Raw genomic sequence first — 16843 nt, forward strand, 5'->3', positions numbered from 1 at the left:
CTTCAGCTGCGGGTGAGCAGGGCGCGGGCGGCCTCGGCCACGCGCGCGGGGGTGAGGCCGAAATGGCGGTAGAGCTCGGGGGCCGGGCCGGAGGCGCCGAAGCCGGTCATGCCGGCAAAGCCGCCCTCGCAGCCGATCAGCGCCTCCCAGCCCTGGCGCACCGCGGCCTCCACCCCGAGGCGCGGGGCGCTGCCCAGCACCTCGGCGCGGTAGGCCAGCGCCTCCTCCGCGAAGCGCTCGAAACAGGGCGCGGAGACCACGGCGACGCGGATGCCCTCCGCCTCCAGCACATCCGCCGCCTCGAGCGCGAGCGAGACCTCCGAGCCGGTGGCGATCAGCGTGAGGTCGCGCGGGCCGATGCTCTCGCGCAGCACGTAGGCGCCGCGGGCGGTGAGGTTTTCCGCCTCGTGGTGGCGCCGCACCGTGGGGAGGGACTGGCGCGACAGGCAGAGCACCGAGGGCGTGCGGGCCGAGGCCATGGCAAGCTCCCAGGCCTCGGCGGTCTCCACCGCGTCGGCCGGGCGGTAGACATGCAGGTTGGGCATGGCGCGCAGGCTGGCGATGGTCTCCACCGGCTGGTGGGTGGGGCCGTCTTCGCCGAGGCCGATGGAATCGTGGGTCATCACGTAAGCCACCGGCACGCCCATCAGCGCGGAGAGGCGGATGGCCGGGCGGCAATAGTCCGCGAAGGCGAGGAAGGTGCCGCCGTAGGGCCTGAGCCCGCCATGCAGCGCGATGCCGTTCATCGCCGCGGCCATGCCGTGCTCGCGGATGCCGTAGTGGATGTAGCGGCCGGAGAAATCGCCCGGTGTCACCGGCGCCATCCCGGCCGAGCGGGTGTTGTTCGAGCCCGTGAGATCGGCCGAGCCGCCGACCGTGTGGGGCAGGGCGGCGTTCACCACCCCGAGGGCGAGCTCGGAGGCTTTTCGCGTGGCATGCGCGGGCTCGGCCGCACTCACCTCCGCCTTGAAGGTGCAGAGCGCCTCGCGCAGGGCGGCGAGATCGCCCGGGCCATGCGCCTCGGCGAAGGCCGGGCCGCGGGCGTCGCCCGCCAGACGCGCCTCCCAGTCTGCCCGTGCGGCGGCACCGCGCCGGGCCACGGCGGCCCAGGCGGCGCGCACATCGGCCGGGATCTCGAAGGGCGGATGCGGCCAGTCGAGTGCTGCGCGGGCGGCGGCGATCTCCTCCGCCCCCAGCGGCGCGCCATGCACCTTGTGCGAGCCGGCGAGCGTGGGCGCGCCGCGGCCGATCTCGGTGCGGCAGGCGAGCAGCGAGGGGCGGGGGTCGGCCTTCGCGGCCGCAATGGCGGCGGCGATCGCCTCCGCGTCATGCCCGTCCACCCGGGCCACGTGCCAGCCGAGGGCGGCGAAGCGCGCGCATTGATCGGCGGAGGAGGAGAGCGAGACCGGCCCGTCGATGGTGATGCGGTTGTCGTCCCACAGCACGATCAGCCGGCCGAGGCCGAGATGCCCGGCGAGGTCGGCCGCCTCGTGGGAGATGCCCTCCATCAGGCAGCCGTCGCCCGCCATCACGTAAGTGTGGTGGTCGACCAGCCCGTCGCCATAGCGGGCGTTGAGCATGCGCTCGGCCAGCGCCATGCCCACCGCCGTGGCGATGCCCTGGCCGAGGGGGCCTGTGGTCATCTCGATGCCGCTCGCGTGGCCGTATTCCGGGTGGCCGGCGGTGCGGGCGCCGAGCTGGCGGAAGGCCTTCAGCTCCTCCAGCGTCATGTCCTCGAAGCCCACGAGATGGTGCAGCGCGTAGAGCAGCATCGAGCCATGGCCGGCCGAGAGCACGAAACGGTCCCTGTCCGGCCAGTCGGGGCGGGCGGGGTCGAGGCGGATGAAGCGGTTGAACAGCACCGCCGCCACGTCCGCCATGCCCATCGGCATGCCCGGGTGGCCCGATTGCGCCGCCTCCACCGCGTCCATCGCCAGCACGCGCAGGGCGGTGGCCATGGCGGTCTCTGCGCTGGTGGCGGGGGCGATCTTCTCCATGGTGGTCATGTCTGGGGTCTCCTCTCAGGCCCGGCGCGCCTGGTCGACCAGCCGCAGGATGAGCGGCGTGAGGATCAGCTGCATCGCGAGGTCGAGCTTGTTGCCGGGGATGACGATGGAATTCGCGCGGCTCATCCAGGAGCCGTGGATCATCTGGGTGAGGTAGGCGAAATCTATGCCGCGCGGGCTGCGGAAGCGGATCACCACCAGGCTCTCGTCGGCGGTGGGGATCCACCGGGCGATGAACGGGTTGGACGTGTCCACCACCGGCACGCGCTGGAAGTTGATGTCCGTTTCGGTGAACTGCGGGCAGATCACGTGCGCATAGGCGTGCATGCGGCGCAGGATGGTGTCGGTGACGGCCTCGGTGGTGTAGCCGCGCAGCGCCCGGTCGCGGTGGATCTTCTGGATCCATTCGAGGTTGATCACCGGCACCACGCCGATCTTGAGGTCGGCCTCGCCGGCGATGTCGAGCGTGTCGGTCTTCACCGCGCCGTGCAGGCCCTCGTAGAACAGCAGGTCCGAGCCCTCCTCGAAGGGCGCCCAGGGGGTGAACTCGCCCGGCGGGGTGCCCCAGCGCGCGGCCTCCTTGTCGTCGTGCACGTAGTGGCGGGTGCGACCGCTGCCGGTCTCGCCGTATTCGCGGAAGATCGCCTCCAGCTCGCCCAGCACGTTGGCCTCGAGGCTGAAATGGCTGAAGGTCTCGTCGCCGGCGGCGAGGCGGGCGGCCAGCTCGGCCTTCATCTCGGCGCGGTTGAAGCGGTGGAAGGCGTCGCCCTCGATGGTGACCGGGGTGATGCCCTCGCGGCGAAAGATCTGGTCGAACGTGTGCTTCACCGTGGTGGTGCCCGCCCCGGAGGAGCCGGTGACCGAGATGATGGGGTGTTTTCTGCTCATGGTGTCGCCCTTCAGGTCTTGAACAGGCCGCGGATGCCGAAGAGCGGCGAGATCTCGGCCTCCGGCAGGTCGTGGTAGGCGGCCACGCGGGCCACCTTCTCGGCGCTGCCGAACACGAAGGGGGTGCGGTCGTGCAGGCCGGAGGCGGCGAGCGACAGGATGGGGTCGGCGCCGTCGGTGGCGCGGCCGCCGGCCTGCTCGATCAGGAAGGCGATGGGCGCGCATTCGTAGACCAGCCGCAGCCGGCCGTGCTGGTAGCCGGGGCGCGCGTCGGCGGGGTAGAGGAAGATGCCGCCGCGCATCAGGATGCGGTGCGTCTCGGCCACCAGCGAGGCGATCCAGCGCATGTTGTAGTTGCGCCCCAGGGGGCCCGCCTCGCCGGAGAGGCAATCGTCGATATAGGCGCGCACCGGCTTGCTCCAGTGGCGGAAGTTGGAGGCGTTGATGGCGAATTCGGTGGCGCGCGGCGGCACGCGCACCACCTCGTTCACCAGCAGGAACTCGCCGCTCGCGGGCTCGAGCACGTAGTGGCTCACGCCCGCGCCGCAGGTGACGAGCAGGGCGGTCTGCGGCCCGTAGATCACGTAGCCGGCGGCGAGCTGGTTTCGCGCGGGGGCGAGGAAACTCTCCTGCGGCGTCTCCCCGGCCGGGCGGATGGAGAAGATCGTGCCGATGGAGACGTTCACGTCGATGTTGGACGAGCCGTCCAGCGGGTCGATGGCGAGCGCGAGGGGGCCTCGCGGGTCGATCTGTGTCGCCCCCTCGCGCTCCTCGGACGCCAGCCAGCGGACACCCTTGCCGGGGAGGATGGCGGCAAAGGCCTCGTCGGCGATCACGTCCAGAGCCTTCTGGCCGTCCCCGTCCGAGTTGCGCCCCACGGCGGCCCCGAGGGGAGAGCCGATGCCGCCGCGGGCGATGAGCCGGGAGATCTCCGCCGCCACCTCAGCCAGGGCGCCGATCAGCCCGGCCACGACGGGCTCGGCCCCGGTGAGCAGCAGATGCTCCTGCAATCTGGTGATGTGGATCATGGTTCCTTCCCGGCTGCGGCTTGGTTGCGCAATAATCTTTCATTGCGGGAGGGCGGCGTGAAAGGGAATTGAAAAGTTTTGTGTATCCGTTAAGAAAAATTATGGCTCATGAAAACGCGATCACCCTCAAGCAGCTCCGCGCCCTGGCCGCGATCGTGGAGGCGGGAACCCTCACCGCGGCGGCCGAGCGGCTGAGCGTCACGGCGCCCGCCGTCTCCACCCAGTTGCGCACGCTGGAGGGGCATCTCGACGTGCGCCTGCTGCACCGCAACGAGGGCGGCCCGGCGCTGCCCACGCCCGAGGGGCGCGAGGTGCTGCTCGCGGTGCAGGAGGTGGAAAGCGTGCTCGCCCGGTGCTTTGCTCGTATCGCCGCCATCCGCGCCGGCAAGGCGGGGCAGGTGGCGCTGGGGGTGGTGAGCACGGGGAAATACTTCGCCCCCGGCATCGTTGCTGCAGCGCGGCAAGCGCTGCCGGACATCGAGGTGTCGCTCTTCGTGGGCAACCGCGAGGAGGTGATCGAGGCGCTGCGCCGCCGCTCGGTCGACCTCGCGATCATGGGCCGCCCGCCGCGCGAGCCGGCGGTGGAGGCCAGCATACTCGGCCCGCACCCGCATGTGCTGATCGCGGCCCCCGACCACCCGCTGGCCGGGCGCTGCGACATTACGCCCGAGGCGCTGCTGGCCCAGACCTTCCTCAGCCGCGAGCCCGGCTCCGGCACCCGCATCCTCGCGGAGCGAATCCTCGACCGGATCGGCGACGGCCAGCCCTATGCCACGGTGGAGATGAACTCGAACGAAACCATCAAGCAGGCGGTGATCGCGGGGCTCGGCCTCGCCATCATCTCGCGGCACACGGTGCTGCACGAACTGGAGGCGGGCCGGCTGGTGACCCTGAGCTTCGCCGGCCTGCCCATCGAGCGGCAATGGTTCCTCATCCATCGCGCCGGAGCGGCATTGTCACACCCCGCGGCGGCCGTGCACCGATTTATCCTGCAGAGCAAGGGCCTGCTGCCCGCCTGATCGGAGGCAGTTTCCGTTCCAAAGCGACAAAAATCATGCAAATCCGCCGCAGTGCGATGGTATGTATCTGCCGTTGCACGAAAAAAATTGACCGGCCCCGCAAGCGCGGTAACCTGAGGAAGCGCAACATTTGCAGAAAGGTAACAATTGCATGAGTCATCCGGTTGCGGATCCGTCAAGGCTTCGTCTCGGGGCGCTGTTCGACCAGTGCCACGCCCTTGTCTCCTCGGAAATGTTCCGGCGGATGACCGACGACCAGCGCGGCCTCGAGCTTTCCTTCAGCCAGATTCATGCCCTGATGCATCTCAATCGCCATGGCGCCGTGATCATCGCCGACCTGGCGGAGGCGGTGAAGCTCAGCTCCACCGCCGCCTCGCGCATGGTCGAGCGCATGGTGCGCGCCGGCCTGGTGCAGCGGCGCGAAAACCCGGAGGACCGGCGGCAGAAATACGTCGAGCTCACGCCCGCCGGCGTCTCGCATGTCGAGGAGCTGCGCAGCTCGATCACCCAGATCTACTCCGAGCTCTTCGTGCACGTGCCCGACAAGATGGTTCACCAGCTGATCGACACGCTGGTGAAGGCCCGCAGCTACATGCCGCCGGCCATCTGCACGCTGAACTCCCGGCCCGCCGAAACGGAGGGCTGAGGCAGGCGAGGGGCGGGCCCGGGGGCCCGCCGTCTCAGGCGCGTACCGTCTCGGCCACGCCGCGGCGGGCTTCCTCGAACACCTCGAGCTGGCCGCGCGTCCAGGCGCCCACGTCGAAGCGCTTGGAGGATTTGCGCAGCAGCGCCATGCGGCCGCGGGCTTCCTCGTCGTCCATGTCGAGCGCCTGGTCGATGGCCGAGTTCATCGAGGCATGGCTGAACGGGTTCACCGGGATGGCGCCGTTGAGCAGGATGGCGCAGCCGGCGAACTCGGAGAGGATCAGCCGGCCGGCGCCATCGGTGCGCGCTGCGCAGTATTCCGAGGCGACGAGGTTCAGCCCGTCGCAGAGCGGGGTGATCCAGCACACGTCGGCCACCCGGTAGTAGGCGATGAGGTCGCGGAAGGGGATGGCGGTGGAGATCAGCGACACCGGCTGCCACTCGAACGAGCCGAAGCGGCCGTTGATGCGGCCGGAGATCTCCTCGATCGAGCGCTGCACCTCCTCGTAGGCGGTCATGTTGCGGTTCGCGCCCACCGAGACATGCATCAGGCGGATCTTGCCGTGCAGCTCCGGCCGCCGCTCGAGCAGGCGCTCGTAGGTCTCGAGCTGCTCGATGTTGCCCTTGGTGTAGTCGGTGCGCGCGACGGAGATGATCAGGCTCAGATCGCCGATCTCGGCGCGGATCTCCTCCACCTTGGCCTGCACGTCCTCGGCGCTGGCGCATTCCTCGATATAGTCGAAGTTGGTGCCCACGGGGTTGGAGTGGATGATCACCTCGCGGCCCTCGTGCTCGAGGCGGATCGGCACGGTGCGCTCGGAGAGGGCGGTGCCCACGGGGGTCATCTCCTCGCCCACCTTCGCGTTGGCGGTGACATCGGCCGAGGTGAGGCTGCGCGCGGCGGAGGCGAAGTTCGCCGCGTAGCGCGGGATGTGGAAGCCCACGATATCGCACGACAGCAGGCTGCGCAGGATCTCCTCGCGCCAGGGCAGCACGTTGAACAGGTCGGCCGATGGGAAGGGCGTGTGGTGGAAGAAGGCGATCTTCGCGTTCGGCTTGAGCTGGCGCACGTAGCCCGGCACCAGCCACAGGTTGTAGTCGTGGATCCAGATGACCGCGTCGTCATCGGCCTCGGCGGCGGCAGCCTCGGCGAAGGCCCAGTTCACCTCGCGGAAGGCCGGCCAGTCCACCGGGTCGTAGTTGTACTTTTCCTTGAAGGAGTGGAGGATGGGCCAGAAGGCCTCCTTCGAGCTCACGTGGTAGAAGCTCGACACCTGCTCCGCGCGCAGCGGCAGGCGCGAGACGCGGTACTTCCCGTAGCTGTCCTCGATGGTGACCACGCGCTCGAAATCCGGGTTGGCGGTGTCCTCGGCCAGTTTCCACGCGATCCACGAGCCGCTCGACACCTGCCCGAAGAAGCTCTTCATGGTGGGCACGATGCCGTTGGGGCTCTTGTTCTCGCGGCGGACAATCTGGCCGTCGATCTCCACCTCCTCGTAGGGCTCGCGGTGATAGACGATGACGAGATCGGACTTCACATCAATTCTCCAGATTTGTGAGGCCGAAGCGCTCCAGCGCCTCGGTGATGCCGCCGGCGCCGATGCGGCGGCAGGCCAGTGCGTTGGGGAGCTTGTCGGTATGGGCGGTGAGCGCGGGCTCGGCGCCGCCCACCACGGCGCCCTTGAGGCCGGTCTGGAACATGCTCAGGTCATTGAGCGTGTCGCCGGCCACCAGCACCCGCTCGGCGTCCAGGCCGAGATGGTCGATGAGCCGCAGCAGCGAGGGGCCCTTCGAGACCCCCTTGGGCAGCACGTCGAGATACTTGTTGTCGGAGATCAGCACGTCGACGCCGTGTTCCTCGATCTTCGGCACCCAGGTGTCGTCGAAGGCCTGCGGGTCGTAATGGAAGCTCTGGCGGTAGCGGAAGGGGGTGGCCTGCGGCTCGAGCCCCGGCGCATCGGCCAGGAGCTCGCGGAAGAAGGCGCCGCGGTCGTCCCAGTTCTCGGCGATCTCGCGCTCCAGCTCCTCGATCATCTCGATGCGGCCGTCCGCCACGCGGGCGATGGTGGTGCCCACGTCGCCCACCACGTAGAGCGGCCAGGGCACGCCGCCGTCGCACAGCTCGCCGATGAACTTCGGGTCACGCCCGGTGACGAAGATCAGGCCGAAATGGCGGCGGTTGGCCTCGATGTAGTCGTAGAGCTCACGCCGGTCCGCCTCGGAGCCGCCGAGGAAGGTGCCGTCGAGGTCGGTGGCGAGGATGCTCTTCCAGCCGGTGATGGCGGTGGCGGGGTTCAGGGTGTCGGTGGTCAAGGCAGTTCGCTCCCGTAATGGGTGAAGGCGGCTTCGGCGGCAGGATGGGCGATCTCGATGTCGAGGGCGCGCGGCTCTGCCTGCAGGGGCGAAGCCCAGTATTCGGCGAAGGCATGGCCGATGGGCACATCGTCATGCAGGATAGACCGGGTCATCTCGCAGATCGGCATGAACACGCCGAGCGCGCGGGCGAGGTCGGTCACGGTGAGGGCGTTGCCATGCCCCTCCACCACCACGGGCTTGCCGTCGAACACCGCGTCATGGGCGATGCCGGAGCCGCGCTGCTTGCCGTAGGAGAAGTTGCGCGACTTGGTGGAGGAACAGGTGAGCATCAGGTCGCCCATGCCGGCGAGGCCGGTCACGGTCTCGCGGGTGCCGCCCATGGCGACGGCGAGTTCCTTGATCTCGGAGAGGCCGCGGGTGATGAGGGCGGCGCGGGCGTTCATGCCGAAGCCGGCACCCTCGAGGATGCCGCAGGCGATGGCGATCACGTTCTTCACCGCGCCGCCGATCTCCACGCCCACCATGTCGTTCGACACGTAGGGGCGGAAGCTGTAGGTGCCCATCGACAGTGCCATGCGGGCGGCCGCGTGGCGCTCGATGTCCTTGTCCCACTCCGGCTCGTTGGAGGCGATGGTGACGGCGGTGGGCGCGTCGGCGGCCACTTCCACGGCGAAGGTCGGACCGGAGATCACCCCGATCACCCGGCCGGGGGCTGCATCCTCGGCGATGCCGCTCATCAGCAGGTGGGTGCCCTTCTCCACGCCCTTTGCGCAGATGAACAGCGGCACCTCGGGGGCGGCAAGCGCATGGGCCTGCTCGGAAATCTCGCGGATCGAGGTGGAGGGCGTGACGATCAGCACGGCTTCCGCGCCCGCCATGGCCTCGCGCATGTCCGACACGGCGCGCAGCCGCTCGGGCAGGGGGATGTCGGGCAGGTAGCGCTGGTTGCGGCGGGTGGAATTGATTTCCTCGGCCAGCTCGGGCCGCCGCGCCCAGAGGGTGACATTGCGCCCGGCCCGCACCAGGACGGACGCCAGCGCCGTGCCCCATGCACCGGCGCCGATCACGGCCACGTTTTCGTATGGCCCCGTGTTCGAAGACTGAGAGAACTCGACTGAGCGGTCCTTCATACTGGGAACAAACTCCTGTTTTACTTATCGCGGACTACAGATGCGCCGCCCGTAACGTAAGTAAAACGAAGCGGTGCACACTGTATGCCCGGACCTCCCGACAGCATCGGCTCCTTGCCGTTGCCGTCTGTCCGGGGCAGGATATGTAACGGTACGGTGCAATGTCAATGTTGCATCGCACAACATTCTGTGCATTCTTGGCCGGAACACCCCGGCCGCCCCCGACATATGCCGCGCACAGCAGGCCGGTTAACGATATGGAAAATTTTTGTATTGTTTTTCGGAGCAAGCCTTCTACCTGCTGATCGGCGAAGGCCGCTCCCGCGCCGCAGCAGGGGGCCGCGAAGACAACCCGTTCGCGTGGTAGATGTGGCCGAGTGAATGAAAGGAAAGTGAGAATGGCAGACATGGCGACGAAACGCATCCGTACCGCGGTATTCCCGGTGGCGGGGCTCGGCACGCGCTTCCTTCCGGCGACCAAGTCGACCCCGAAGGAGCTGCTGCCGGTGCTGGACACGCCGCTGATCCAGTTTGCCATCGACGAGGCGCGCGCCGCGGGCATCGACCGCATGGTCTTCGTCTCGCACCCCGACAAGGGCAGCATCGAGGATTACGTGCGCCACGACCCCGAGCTCTGCGCCCACCTGCGCGCCGCCGGCAAGCACGACTTCGCCGACAAGCTCGACACGCTCTCGCTCGACGAGGGCGACCGCGCGCATTTCGTGATGCAGACCGAGCGCCTCGGCCTCGGCCACGCGGTGCTGCAGGCCCGGCCCTACGTGCAGGAGGAGGCCTTCGCCGTGATCCTGCCCGATGACCTCATCCTGGGCGAGAAGGGCTGCATCGGCGAGATGATCGAGGCGCATGCGCGCTGCGGCGGCCACCTGGTCGCCACCATGGAGGTGGATGCGGACCGCATCTCGAAATACGGCGTGCTGGTGCCGCGCGGCGGGCAGGGCGAGCGGCTCACCCATGCCACCGGCATGGTGGAGAAGCCGAAGGCCTCCGAGGCGCCGTCGAACCTCGGCGTGGTGGGGCGCTACGTGCTCGACAGCGCGATCTTCGACCAGCTCGCCGTGCAGCAGAGCGGCCATGGCAACGAGATCCAGCTCACCGACGCCATCGCCGCCACCACCGGGGCCGTGGGCCTCGCCGGCTACCGCTTCTCGGGCATCCGCTTCGACTGCGGCTCGCAGGAGGGCATGCTGCAGGCCACCCTGCACGTGGCGAACATGCGCGGCCTGATGGCCGAGCGCCGCACCCCCGCGCTCGCTCTCGTGGGCTGACGCCGATGCAGGCGGGAATGCCCTTCGGCGCCATGAGCGCCAGCCCCGTGCAGACCGGACAGCTCGGCGGGGACCCGGACTGGTGGCGCGGCGGGGTGATCTACCAGATCTACCCGCGCTCCTTCGTCGACCTCAACGGCGACGGGGTGGGCGATCTCGCCGGCATCAACTCGCGGCTCGACCATGTGGCGGGCCTCGGGGTGGACGCGATCTGGATCTCGCCGTTCTTCCCCTCGCCGATGGCCGATTTCGGCTACGACGTCTCGGACTACCGGGGCGTCGACCCGCTGTTCGGCACCATCCAGGATTTCGACAACCTGCTCTCCTCGGCGCATGAGAAGGGCCTGCGGGTGTTGCTCGACCTCGTGCTGTCGCACACCTCCGACCAGCACTCCTGGTTCCAGGAAAGCCGGGTGGACCGCACCAACTCCCGGGCGGACTGGTATGTCTGGGCCGATCCCAAGCCCGACGGCACGGCGCCGAACAACTGGCTCTCGATCTTCGGCGGCCCGGCCTGGGAATGGGACACGCGCCGGCGCCAGTACTACATGCACAATTTCCTCGCCGCCCAGCCGGACCTGAACTTCCACAATCCGCAGGTGCAGGAGGCGATGCTCAACGTGGCGCGCTTCTGGCTCGAGCGCGGGGTGGACGGCTTCCGCCTCGACACGGCGAACATGTACGCGCATGACCCCGCGCTCACTGACAACCCGCCGCGCAGCCAGCCGGCGGTGCCGGGCGTGCCGGAGCAGAACCCCTACGCGATGCAGGAGCCGATCCACAACATCAACCGCCCCGAGACGCTGGAATTCCACGAGCGGCTGCGCAAGCTCACCGACGAGTTCAGCGCCACCACGCTGGTGGGCGAGCTGGGCGTGGTGCCGGACATGTATGCCTCGCTCACCGAGTATACGGCCCCGGGGCGGCTGCACATGGCCTACTCGTTCGATTTGCTGGGCGGTGAGTTCAAGGCCGGGTTCTTCCGCCGCACCGCCGAGCGGATGAGCCGCCGCGCCGGCGATTGCTGGCCCTCCTGGGCGCTGTCGAACCACGACGTGGCCCGGGCCATCTCGCGCTGGCGGCTGGGGCACAATTCCCAGACCGCGGCGCCGCTGCTGATGGCGGTGCTCTGCTCGCTGCGCGGCACGCCCTGCATCTACCAGGGCGAGGAGCTGGGCCTCACGGAGGCGACCATCCCCTACGAGCTGCTGCAGGACCCCTACGGCAAGCGCTTCTGGCCCGAGTACCAGGGCCGTGACGGCTGCCGAACCCCGATGCCCTGGGCCTCCGGCGCAGCACATTACGGCTTCTCCGACGCGACCCCCTGGCTGCCCACGGCGCCCGAGCACGGGCCGCTCTCGGTCAACGACCAGGACATGAACGAGGGCTCGGTGCTCAACCGGGTGCGGCGCTTCCTGCGCTGGCGCGGCGGCTTCGACCAGCTGCGCAAGGGCGACATCCGCTTCCTCGACTCCGACCCCGACGTGCTGGCCTTCCTGCGCCAGGGCGAGGAGGCGGACATGCTCTGCCTGTTCAACATCTCCGATCGCCAGCGCTCCTTCGAGACCGGGGAATTCACCTCCGTCGCCCCGCTCACCGGGCACGGGTTCGCGGGCGAGCTGCTCGGGCTGGGGGTGATCCTGCCGCCCTTCGAGGCCTTCTTCGGCACCGTTCCCTCCCGCAACTGGGACTGACCGACCGGACGGCACCCGGGCGGGCGCGTGTGGCAGGCGGGGCGCGCCCGGGCCCCGCGCTTGACCTTGCCGGGGCGCTCCTGTCCTCATAGAAGCCTCAGCGAGTTGAGCGAGGAGGCCGGGCGGAACGCCGATGCTGGAGCTTCAGATCCCCGGGCTGCGCGAGCGGTCGGTGCCCATCCAGTCGGCGCTGCGCCAGGCGCTGGTGCTCGCCATCGGCGAGGGCCGGCTCACGGCCGGGCAGAAGCTGCCGCCGCCGCGCGCGCTCGCGGGCCAGCTCGGCGTGGCGCGCAACACGGTGACGGCGGCCTACGACGAGCTGGTGGCCCGCGGCTACGTGAATTCCGTCGAACGGCGGGGGTATTTCGTGGCCGAGGGGCTCGATGCGCGGCCCGCTGCCGCTGCCGCCCCGGGGGTGGACTGGGGGGCACGGCTGCGGATCGCGCCGGGCGCCCTTCCGCAGATCGAGAAACCGGCGGACTGGCAGGCCTATCCCTATCCCTTCATCTACGGCCAGGTCGACCCCGGGCTGTTCCCGATCTCGGTCTGGCGCGGCTGCTCGCGCGCGGCCCTCGGCCGCTCGGCGCTCGATTACTGGGCGGCGGACCGGGCGATGGAGGACGACCCGATGCTGCTCGAGCAGATCCGCCGCCACGTGCTGCCGGCGCGCGGCATCTTTGCAGCGCGCGACGAGGTGATGATCACCCTTGGCGCCCAGCACGGGCTCTACCTGCTCTCGCGCCTGCTTGCCGGGCCGGGCACCGAGGTCGGCGTCGAGCTGCCCGGCTACCCCGATACGCGCAACGTCTTCCAGCTCGGCGGCGCGCGGTTGCGCCCGCTGCCGGTGGACGGCGAGGGGCTGCGGATGGACGACGCGGCGATGCGCGGCCTCGCGGCGCTGGTGGTCACGCCCGCGCATCACTGCCCCAGCATGGTGACGCTGAGCGACGCGCGCCGGGCGGAGTTGCTGGCCCTCGCCCGACGACACGACACGGTGGTGATCGAGGATGATTACGAGGGCGAAATCTGCTTCGGCGCGCCGCGCCCGGCGCTGAAGGCGGCGGACCGGGACGGGCGGGTGGTCTATCTCGGCACGCTCTCCAAGATCCTCGCGCCGGGGGTGCGGCTGGGCTACATGGTGGCTCCCGCGCCGCTGCTGGCCGAGGCGCGGGCGCTGCGCCGGCTGATGCACCGCTCGGCGCCGCTCAACAACCAGCGCACGGCGGCGATCTTCCTCGCCGAGGGGCATTACCTCGGGCTGGTGCGCAGCATGCGCGCGGCACTGGAGGAGCGCTGGCGGCTGGTGGATGCGGGGCTCGACCGGCTCCTGCCGCGCTTCCGCCGGGCGCCCGCCACCGGCGGCACCGCCTTCTGGCTCGAGTGCCCGGTGGATGCGCGGGCCTTCGCGGCGCGGGCGGCGGCACACGGGGTGATGGTGGAATCCGGCGATCCGTTCGTGGGTGCGGAGGCGCGGGGCCGCTTCATCCGCCTCGGCATCTCCTACATCGACAAGGCGCGCATCGGGCCGGGGCTGGAGCTGCTGGCGCGCGCGGCCGCCGAGCTCGGCGCGGGGTGACGGCCGGGGAACCAGCGCCTCAGGGGGCATCGAGCCCCCGTTCGGCGCTCGCCACCGCGCGGGGCGCGCGGCGGCGCGCTGGCCCAGCCGGTCAGACCCCGCTGGCCCTGTGCGCCGGGCCCGGCCAGGCCTAAGGTGCGGGCCTGCCGGTGCAGTCGGGCCCCGGCACGGGCGGTCAGGGCGCGGGCCATACCGGCGCGGGTAAACACGGTGCAAGCAAATACGATGCAGGCGAAAGCGGGGCAGGCGGTCACGGGGCGGGCAACTGCTGGCCAGCCGGTCAATGCGCGGGCCGGAACGCGGTCCAACGCGGTGATCGGGGGCCTGCGTCGGCGGGTCGGGTGCGCGGACCGGGGCGCGCCGTGCGGGGGCTGCACGTGCTGAGCCTCGGGACGCTCGCGCTGATCGCCGTCGCCACCTTCCTCGCCGCGGTGCTGCGCGGCATCACCGGCTTCGGCTTCGCAATGGCGGCGGTGCCGATGATCGGGCTGGTCCTGCCCCCGGAGCGGGCCATTCCCATCGCCATCCTGCTGCAATGCCTCGTGGGGGTGCGGGACTGCGTGGCCATGCGCCACCAGGTGCACCGCGGTTCGGTGGCGATGCTGTCGGCAGGCGCGCTCGTCGGCACGCCCTTCGGCCTCGCGGTGCTCGACCGGGCGGACCCCGCGACCATGCGGGTGCTCATCGCTCTGATCGTGAGTGCGGCGCTGGTGTTCCTCGTGCGCAAGCCGGCGCTGCCGGTGATGGGCGGGCGGCGCGTGGCGCTGCCGGCGGGGTTCCTCTCCGGCCTGTTCTCCGGCATCGCGGCCATGCCGGGGCCGCCGGCGGTGGCCTATTACCTCAGCGCGCCCACGCCGCCGGCCACGGCGCGCGCCTCGCTCATGGTGTTCTTCTTCATCACCTCGCTCTTCGCGCTGCCCGGGCTCGCCTGGCAGGGGCGGATCGACCGCGAGGCGCTGATCGAGACGGCCGTGGCGCTGCCCTGCCTGCTGGCCGGCACCGCGCTGGGGGCCTGGATCTTCCGCCGCACCTCGGACCGGGGCTACCGGGCCGCCGCCCTCGGCATGCTGGGCGTGATGGCCGCCGCCACGGGGGTGAAGGGCGTGCTGGAGCTGCTCTGAGCCCCTCACATGCCCAGCAGGCGGCGGGCGTTCTCCTTCAGGATCAGCGGGCGCACCTCCTCGCGGATGTCGATCTTCTCGAAATCGGCCAGCCAGCGGTCGGGCGTGATCACCGGCCAGTCGGAGCCGAAGAGCATCTTCTTCTTCAGGATCGAATTCGCGTATTGCACGAGGATCTTCGGAAAGTATTTCGGCGACCAGCCGGAGAGGTCGATGTAGACGTTCGGCTTGTGCTGCGCCACGGAGAGCGCCTCTTCCTGCCAGGGGAACGAGGGATGCGCGAGGATGATCTTCATGTCGGGAAAATCCACCGCCACGTCGTCGAGATACATCGGGTTGGAGTACTTCAGCCGCATGCCCATGCCGCCGGGCATGCCGGAGCCGACGCCGGTCTGGCCGGTGTGGAACAGGCAGATACCGCCTTCCTCCACGATCGCCTCGTAGAGCCCGTAGGCCATGCGGTCGTTGGGGTAGAAACCCTGCATGGTGGGGTGGAACTTGAAGCCCTTCACGCCGAATTCGCGCACCAGCCGCCGGGCCTCGCGGGCGCCGAGCTTGCCCTTGTGCGGGTCGATGGAGGCGAAGGGGATCATCACGTCGGAGTTTTCCGCAGCGATTTCCGCCACTTCCTCGTTTCTGTAACGACGGAACCCGGTCTCGCGCTCGGCGTCGACCGGGAAGATCACGCAGCCGATGCGCCGCTCGCGGTAGTAGCGGGCGGTTTCGACCACCGTGGGAGGATGATCGTACCAGGTCTTGAAATACTTCGACATTCCGGCCTGGAAGTCGTCGTAGCCGTCATCGGGGTGACAGCCGCAGGGCTCCTCGGCATGGGTGTGGATGTCGAGGGCGATGATGTCGTCGAAATTCATGGGGTCTCTCCCTGCGTGCCGGCGAGCTTGCGCAACAGGCCGAGCAGCGTTTCTCGTTCGTTGTCAGTGAGTTCCGGGGAACTCTCGTCATCATGCGCGAAGAAGGCGCCCTCGCGAGCGGCCACGAAGGCGGCGCCCTCGGGGGTGAGGTTCAGCTCGATCGCGCGGCGATCATCCTCCGGCACATGGCGCGAGACGAGGCCGCGGTCGACCAGCGCGCGCACGATCTTGGCCATGTTGGCGCGCTTGATCATCAGAGCGTTCGCGAGCACGCCCTGGCGCAGGCCGGGGTTGTCGCGCAGCGCGAGCAGGATGGTGAAGGCGCCGGGCGTCAGGTCGAGCGGGCCCAGCGTGGCGAAGAAGCGCGCGAAGATCTTCTGCTGCGACAGGCGCAGGAGGAAGCCCAGGCTGCTCTCGAAGCGCGAGAGGTCGACCCCGGGCGCGGCCCCGCTCATGCCGGCCGGTCGAGCTTCGCCGCGCGTTTCTCGAGGAAGGCGCGCAGGCGCTCCTCCGCCTCCGGGCTGGTGGCGGTGAAGGAGGAGATGAAGCTCTCCACGAAGAGCCCGTCCTCCTGGCTCATGTCCTGGATGCGCGGCAGGGCGTTGATGACCGCGTAATTGGAGAGGAAGGCGTTGCCCGCGGCCTTGCGGGCGAGCTCGGTGGCCTTTTCCAGCGCGCCGCCCTCCGGCACCACGTATTGCACCAGGTTCCAGCGTTCGCCCTCGGCGGCCGAGAGCACCCGGCCGGTGAGCATCAGGTCTGTCATCCGCGCCACGCTCATCAGCCGGGCGATGCGCACCGAGCCGCCGCCGCCCACGTAGATGCCGCGCTGGCCCTCGGGCAGGGCGAAGAAGGCGCTCTCGTCGGCCACGCGCAGGTGGGTGGAGGCTGCGAGCTCGAGCCCGCCGCCCACCACCGCGCCGTGCAGCGCCGAGACCCAGGGGATGGTGCCGCGCTGGATGAGGTCGAACACCCGGTGCCAGCGGCGGGAGCCGTGCACGCCCTCGATGGGGGTTTTCTTCGCATGCTCCGAGAGGTCGAGCCCGGAGCAGAAATGCTTGCCGTGGCCGAAGATCACCGCCGCCTTCGCCTCCGCCTCGGCGCGCAGCGCGGCCTGGGCGATGGCCTCCACGAACCGGTCGGAGATGGCGTTGCGCTTCTCGGGGCGGTTGAGCCCGACGAAGGCGATCTCGCCCTCCAGCGCATAGGTGAGAAACTCGTCCGACATGGGGCCTCCGGCAGGTCTGGTCGCGGCGGTTGGT

General features: G+C 69.7%; 15 protein-coding genes. 6 read left to right on the forward strand and 9 right to left on the reverse strand.

Going from position 1 to position 16843, the window contains the following annotated elements:
* Positions 1-2: 2 nt before the first annotated feature.
* From tkt to D3P35_RS00495, 3 genes are read right to left on the reverse strand one after another with little or no spacing between them, the layout of a single operon-like run.
* Entirely contained in the window at positions 3-2006 is a 2004-nt protein-coding gene (tkt, locus tag D3P35_RS00485; protein ID WP_370029749.1) for a transketolase, read from the reverse strand.
* A 15-nt stretch (positions 2007-2021) separates the two neighbouring features.
* On the reverse strand, positions 2022-2894 hold the full coding sequence (locus D3P35_RS00490) for a phosphoribulokinase (RefSeq protein WP_118132494.1): 873 nt from the start codon (positions 2892-2894) through the stop codon (positions 2022-2024).
* An 11-nt stretch (positions 2895-2905) separates the two neighbouring features.
* Positions 2906-3922, reverse strand: a complete 1017-nt coding sequence (locus tag D3P35_RS00495) for a class 1 fructose-bisphosphatase (protein ID WP_118132495.1) — start codon at positions 3920-3922, stop codon at positions 2906-2908.
* 101 nt (positions 3923-4023) lie between these two features.
* On the opposite strand from D3P35_RS00495, the gene D3P35_RS00500 reads away from it, so the two are divergent.
* Complete coding sequence (locus D3P35_RS00500) at positions 4024-4941, forward strand: LysR family transcriptional regulator (protein WP_118132496.1); 918 nt, start codon at positions 4024-4026, stop codon at positions 4939-4941.
* Between the two features lie 151 nt (positions 4942-5092).
* Positions 5093-5587, forward strand: a complete 495-nt coding sequence (locus D3P35_RS00505; protein ID WP_118132497.1) for a MarR family winged helix-turn-helix transcriptional regulator — start codon at positions 5093-5095, stop codon at positions 5585-5587.
* A 34-nt stretch (positions 5588-5621) separates the two neighbouring features.
* On the opposite strand, the gene ggpS is transcribed toward D3P35_RS00505, so the two are convergent.
* From ggpS to D3P35_RS00520, 3 genes are read right to left on the reverse strand one after another with little or no spacing between them, the layout of a single operon-like run.
* Positions 5622-7124, reverse strand: coding sequence for a glucosylglycerol-phosphate synthase (ggpS, locus tag D3P35_RS00510; protein ID WP_118132498.1), 1503 nt, complete (start codon positions 7122-7124; stop codon positions 5622-5624).
* Between the two features lies 1 nt (position 7125).
* Positions 7126-7899 carry an HAD-IIB family hydrolase gene (locus D3P35_RS00515; RefSeq protein ID WP_232830314.1) on the reverse strand — a complete coding sequence of 258 codons (774 nt, stop codon included), beginning with the start codon at positions 7897-7899 and terminating at the stop codon, positions 7126-7128.
* Positions 7896-9032 (reverse strand): NAD(P)H-dependent glycerol-3-phosphate dehydrogenase, encoded by a 1137-nt coding sequence (locus D3P35_RS00520; RefSeq protein WP_118132499.1) that lies wholly within the window; start codon positions 9030-9032, stop codon positions 7896-7898. The genes D3P35_RS00515 and D3P35_RS00520 overlap by 4 nt, the downstream gene beginning before the upstream one ends.
* Positions 9033-9430: 398 nt before the next feature.
* Here D3P35_RS00520 and D3P35_RS00525 point away from each other — a divergent pair, with 398 nt between their 5' ends.
* From D3P35_RS00525 to D3P35_RS00540, 4 genes are all read left to right on the forward strand, one after another.
* Positions 9431-10318: a UTP--glucose-1-phosphate uridylyltransferase gene (locus tag D3P35_RS00525; protein ID WP_118132500.1), complete on the forward strand. Its 888-nt coding sequence runs from the start codon at positions 9431-9433 to the stop codon at positions 10316-10318.
* A gap of 32 nt (positions 10319-10350) precedes the next feature.
* Entirely contained in the window at positions 10351-12012 is a 1662-nt protein-coding gene (locus D3P35_RS00530; protein WP_118132776.1) for an alpha-glucosidase family protein, read from the forward strand.
* Positions 12013-12145: 133 nt separating this feature from the next.
* Positions 12146-13588, forward strand: coding sequence for a PLP-dependent aminotransferase family protein (locus tag D3P35_RS00535; RefSeq protein ID WP_118132501.1), 1443 nt, complete (start codon positions 12146-12148; stop codon positions 13586-13588).
* A 377-nt stretch (positions 13589-13965) separates the two neighbouring features.
* A complete protein-coding gene (locus tag D3P35_RS00540) occupies positions 13966-14709 on the forward strand; it encodes a sulfite exporter TauE/SafE family protein (protein WP_232830315.1) in 744 nt (247 codons plus the stop codon).
* 5 nt (positions 14710-14714) lie between these two features.
* Here the strand turns inward: D3P35_RS00540 and D3P35_RS00545 are convergent, their stop codons facing one another.
* From D3P35_RS00545 to D3P35_RS00555, 3 genes are read right to left on the reverse strand one after another with little or no spacing between them, the layout of a single operon-like run.
* Complete coding sequence (locus tag D3P35_RS00545) at positions 14715-15581, reverse strand: amidohydrolase family protein (RefSeq protein ID WP_118132502.1); 867 nt, start codon at positions 15579-15581, stop codon at positions 14715-14717.
* Complete coding sequence (locus D3P35_RS00550) at positions 15578-16036, reverse strand: MarR family winged helix-turn-helix transcriptional regulator (RefSeq protein ID WP_118132503.1); 459 nt, start codon at positions 16034-16036, stop codon at positions 15578-15580. Before D3P35_RS00550 ends, D3P35_RS00545 begins: the two co-directional genes overlap by 4 nt.
* Entirely contained in the window at positions 16033-16809 is a 777-nt protein-coding gene (locus D3P35_RS00555; protein ID WP_118132504.1) for a crotonase/enoyl-CoA hydratase family protein, read from the reverse strand. The genes D3P35_RS00550 and D3P35_RS00555 overlap by 4 nt, the downstream gene beginning before the upstream one ends.
* Between the last annotated feature and the right edge of the window lie 34 nt (positions 16810-16843).

It is taken from the genome of Oceanicella sp. SM1341, assembly GCF_003448965.1.
In the GTDB taxonomy this organism is placed as follows: Bacteria; Pseudomonadota; Alphaproteobacteria; order Rhodobacterales; family Rhodobacteraceae; genus Paroceanicella.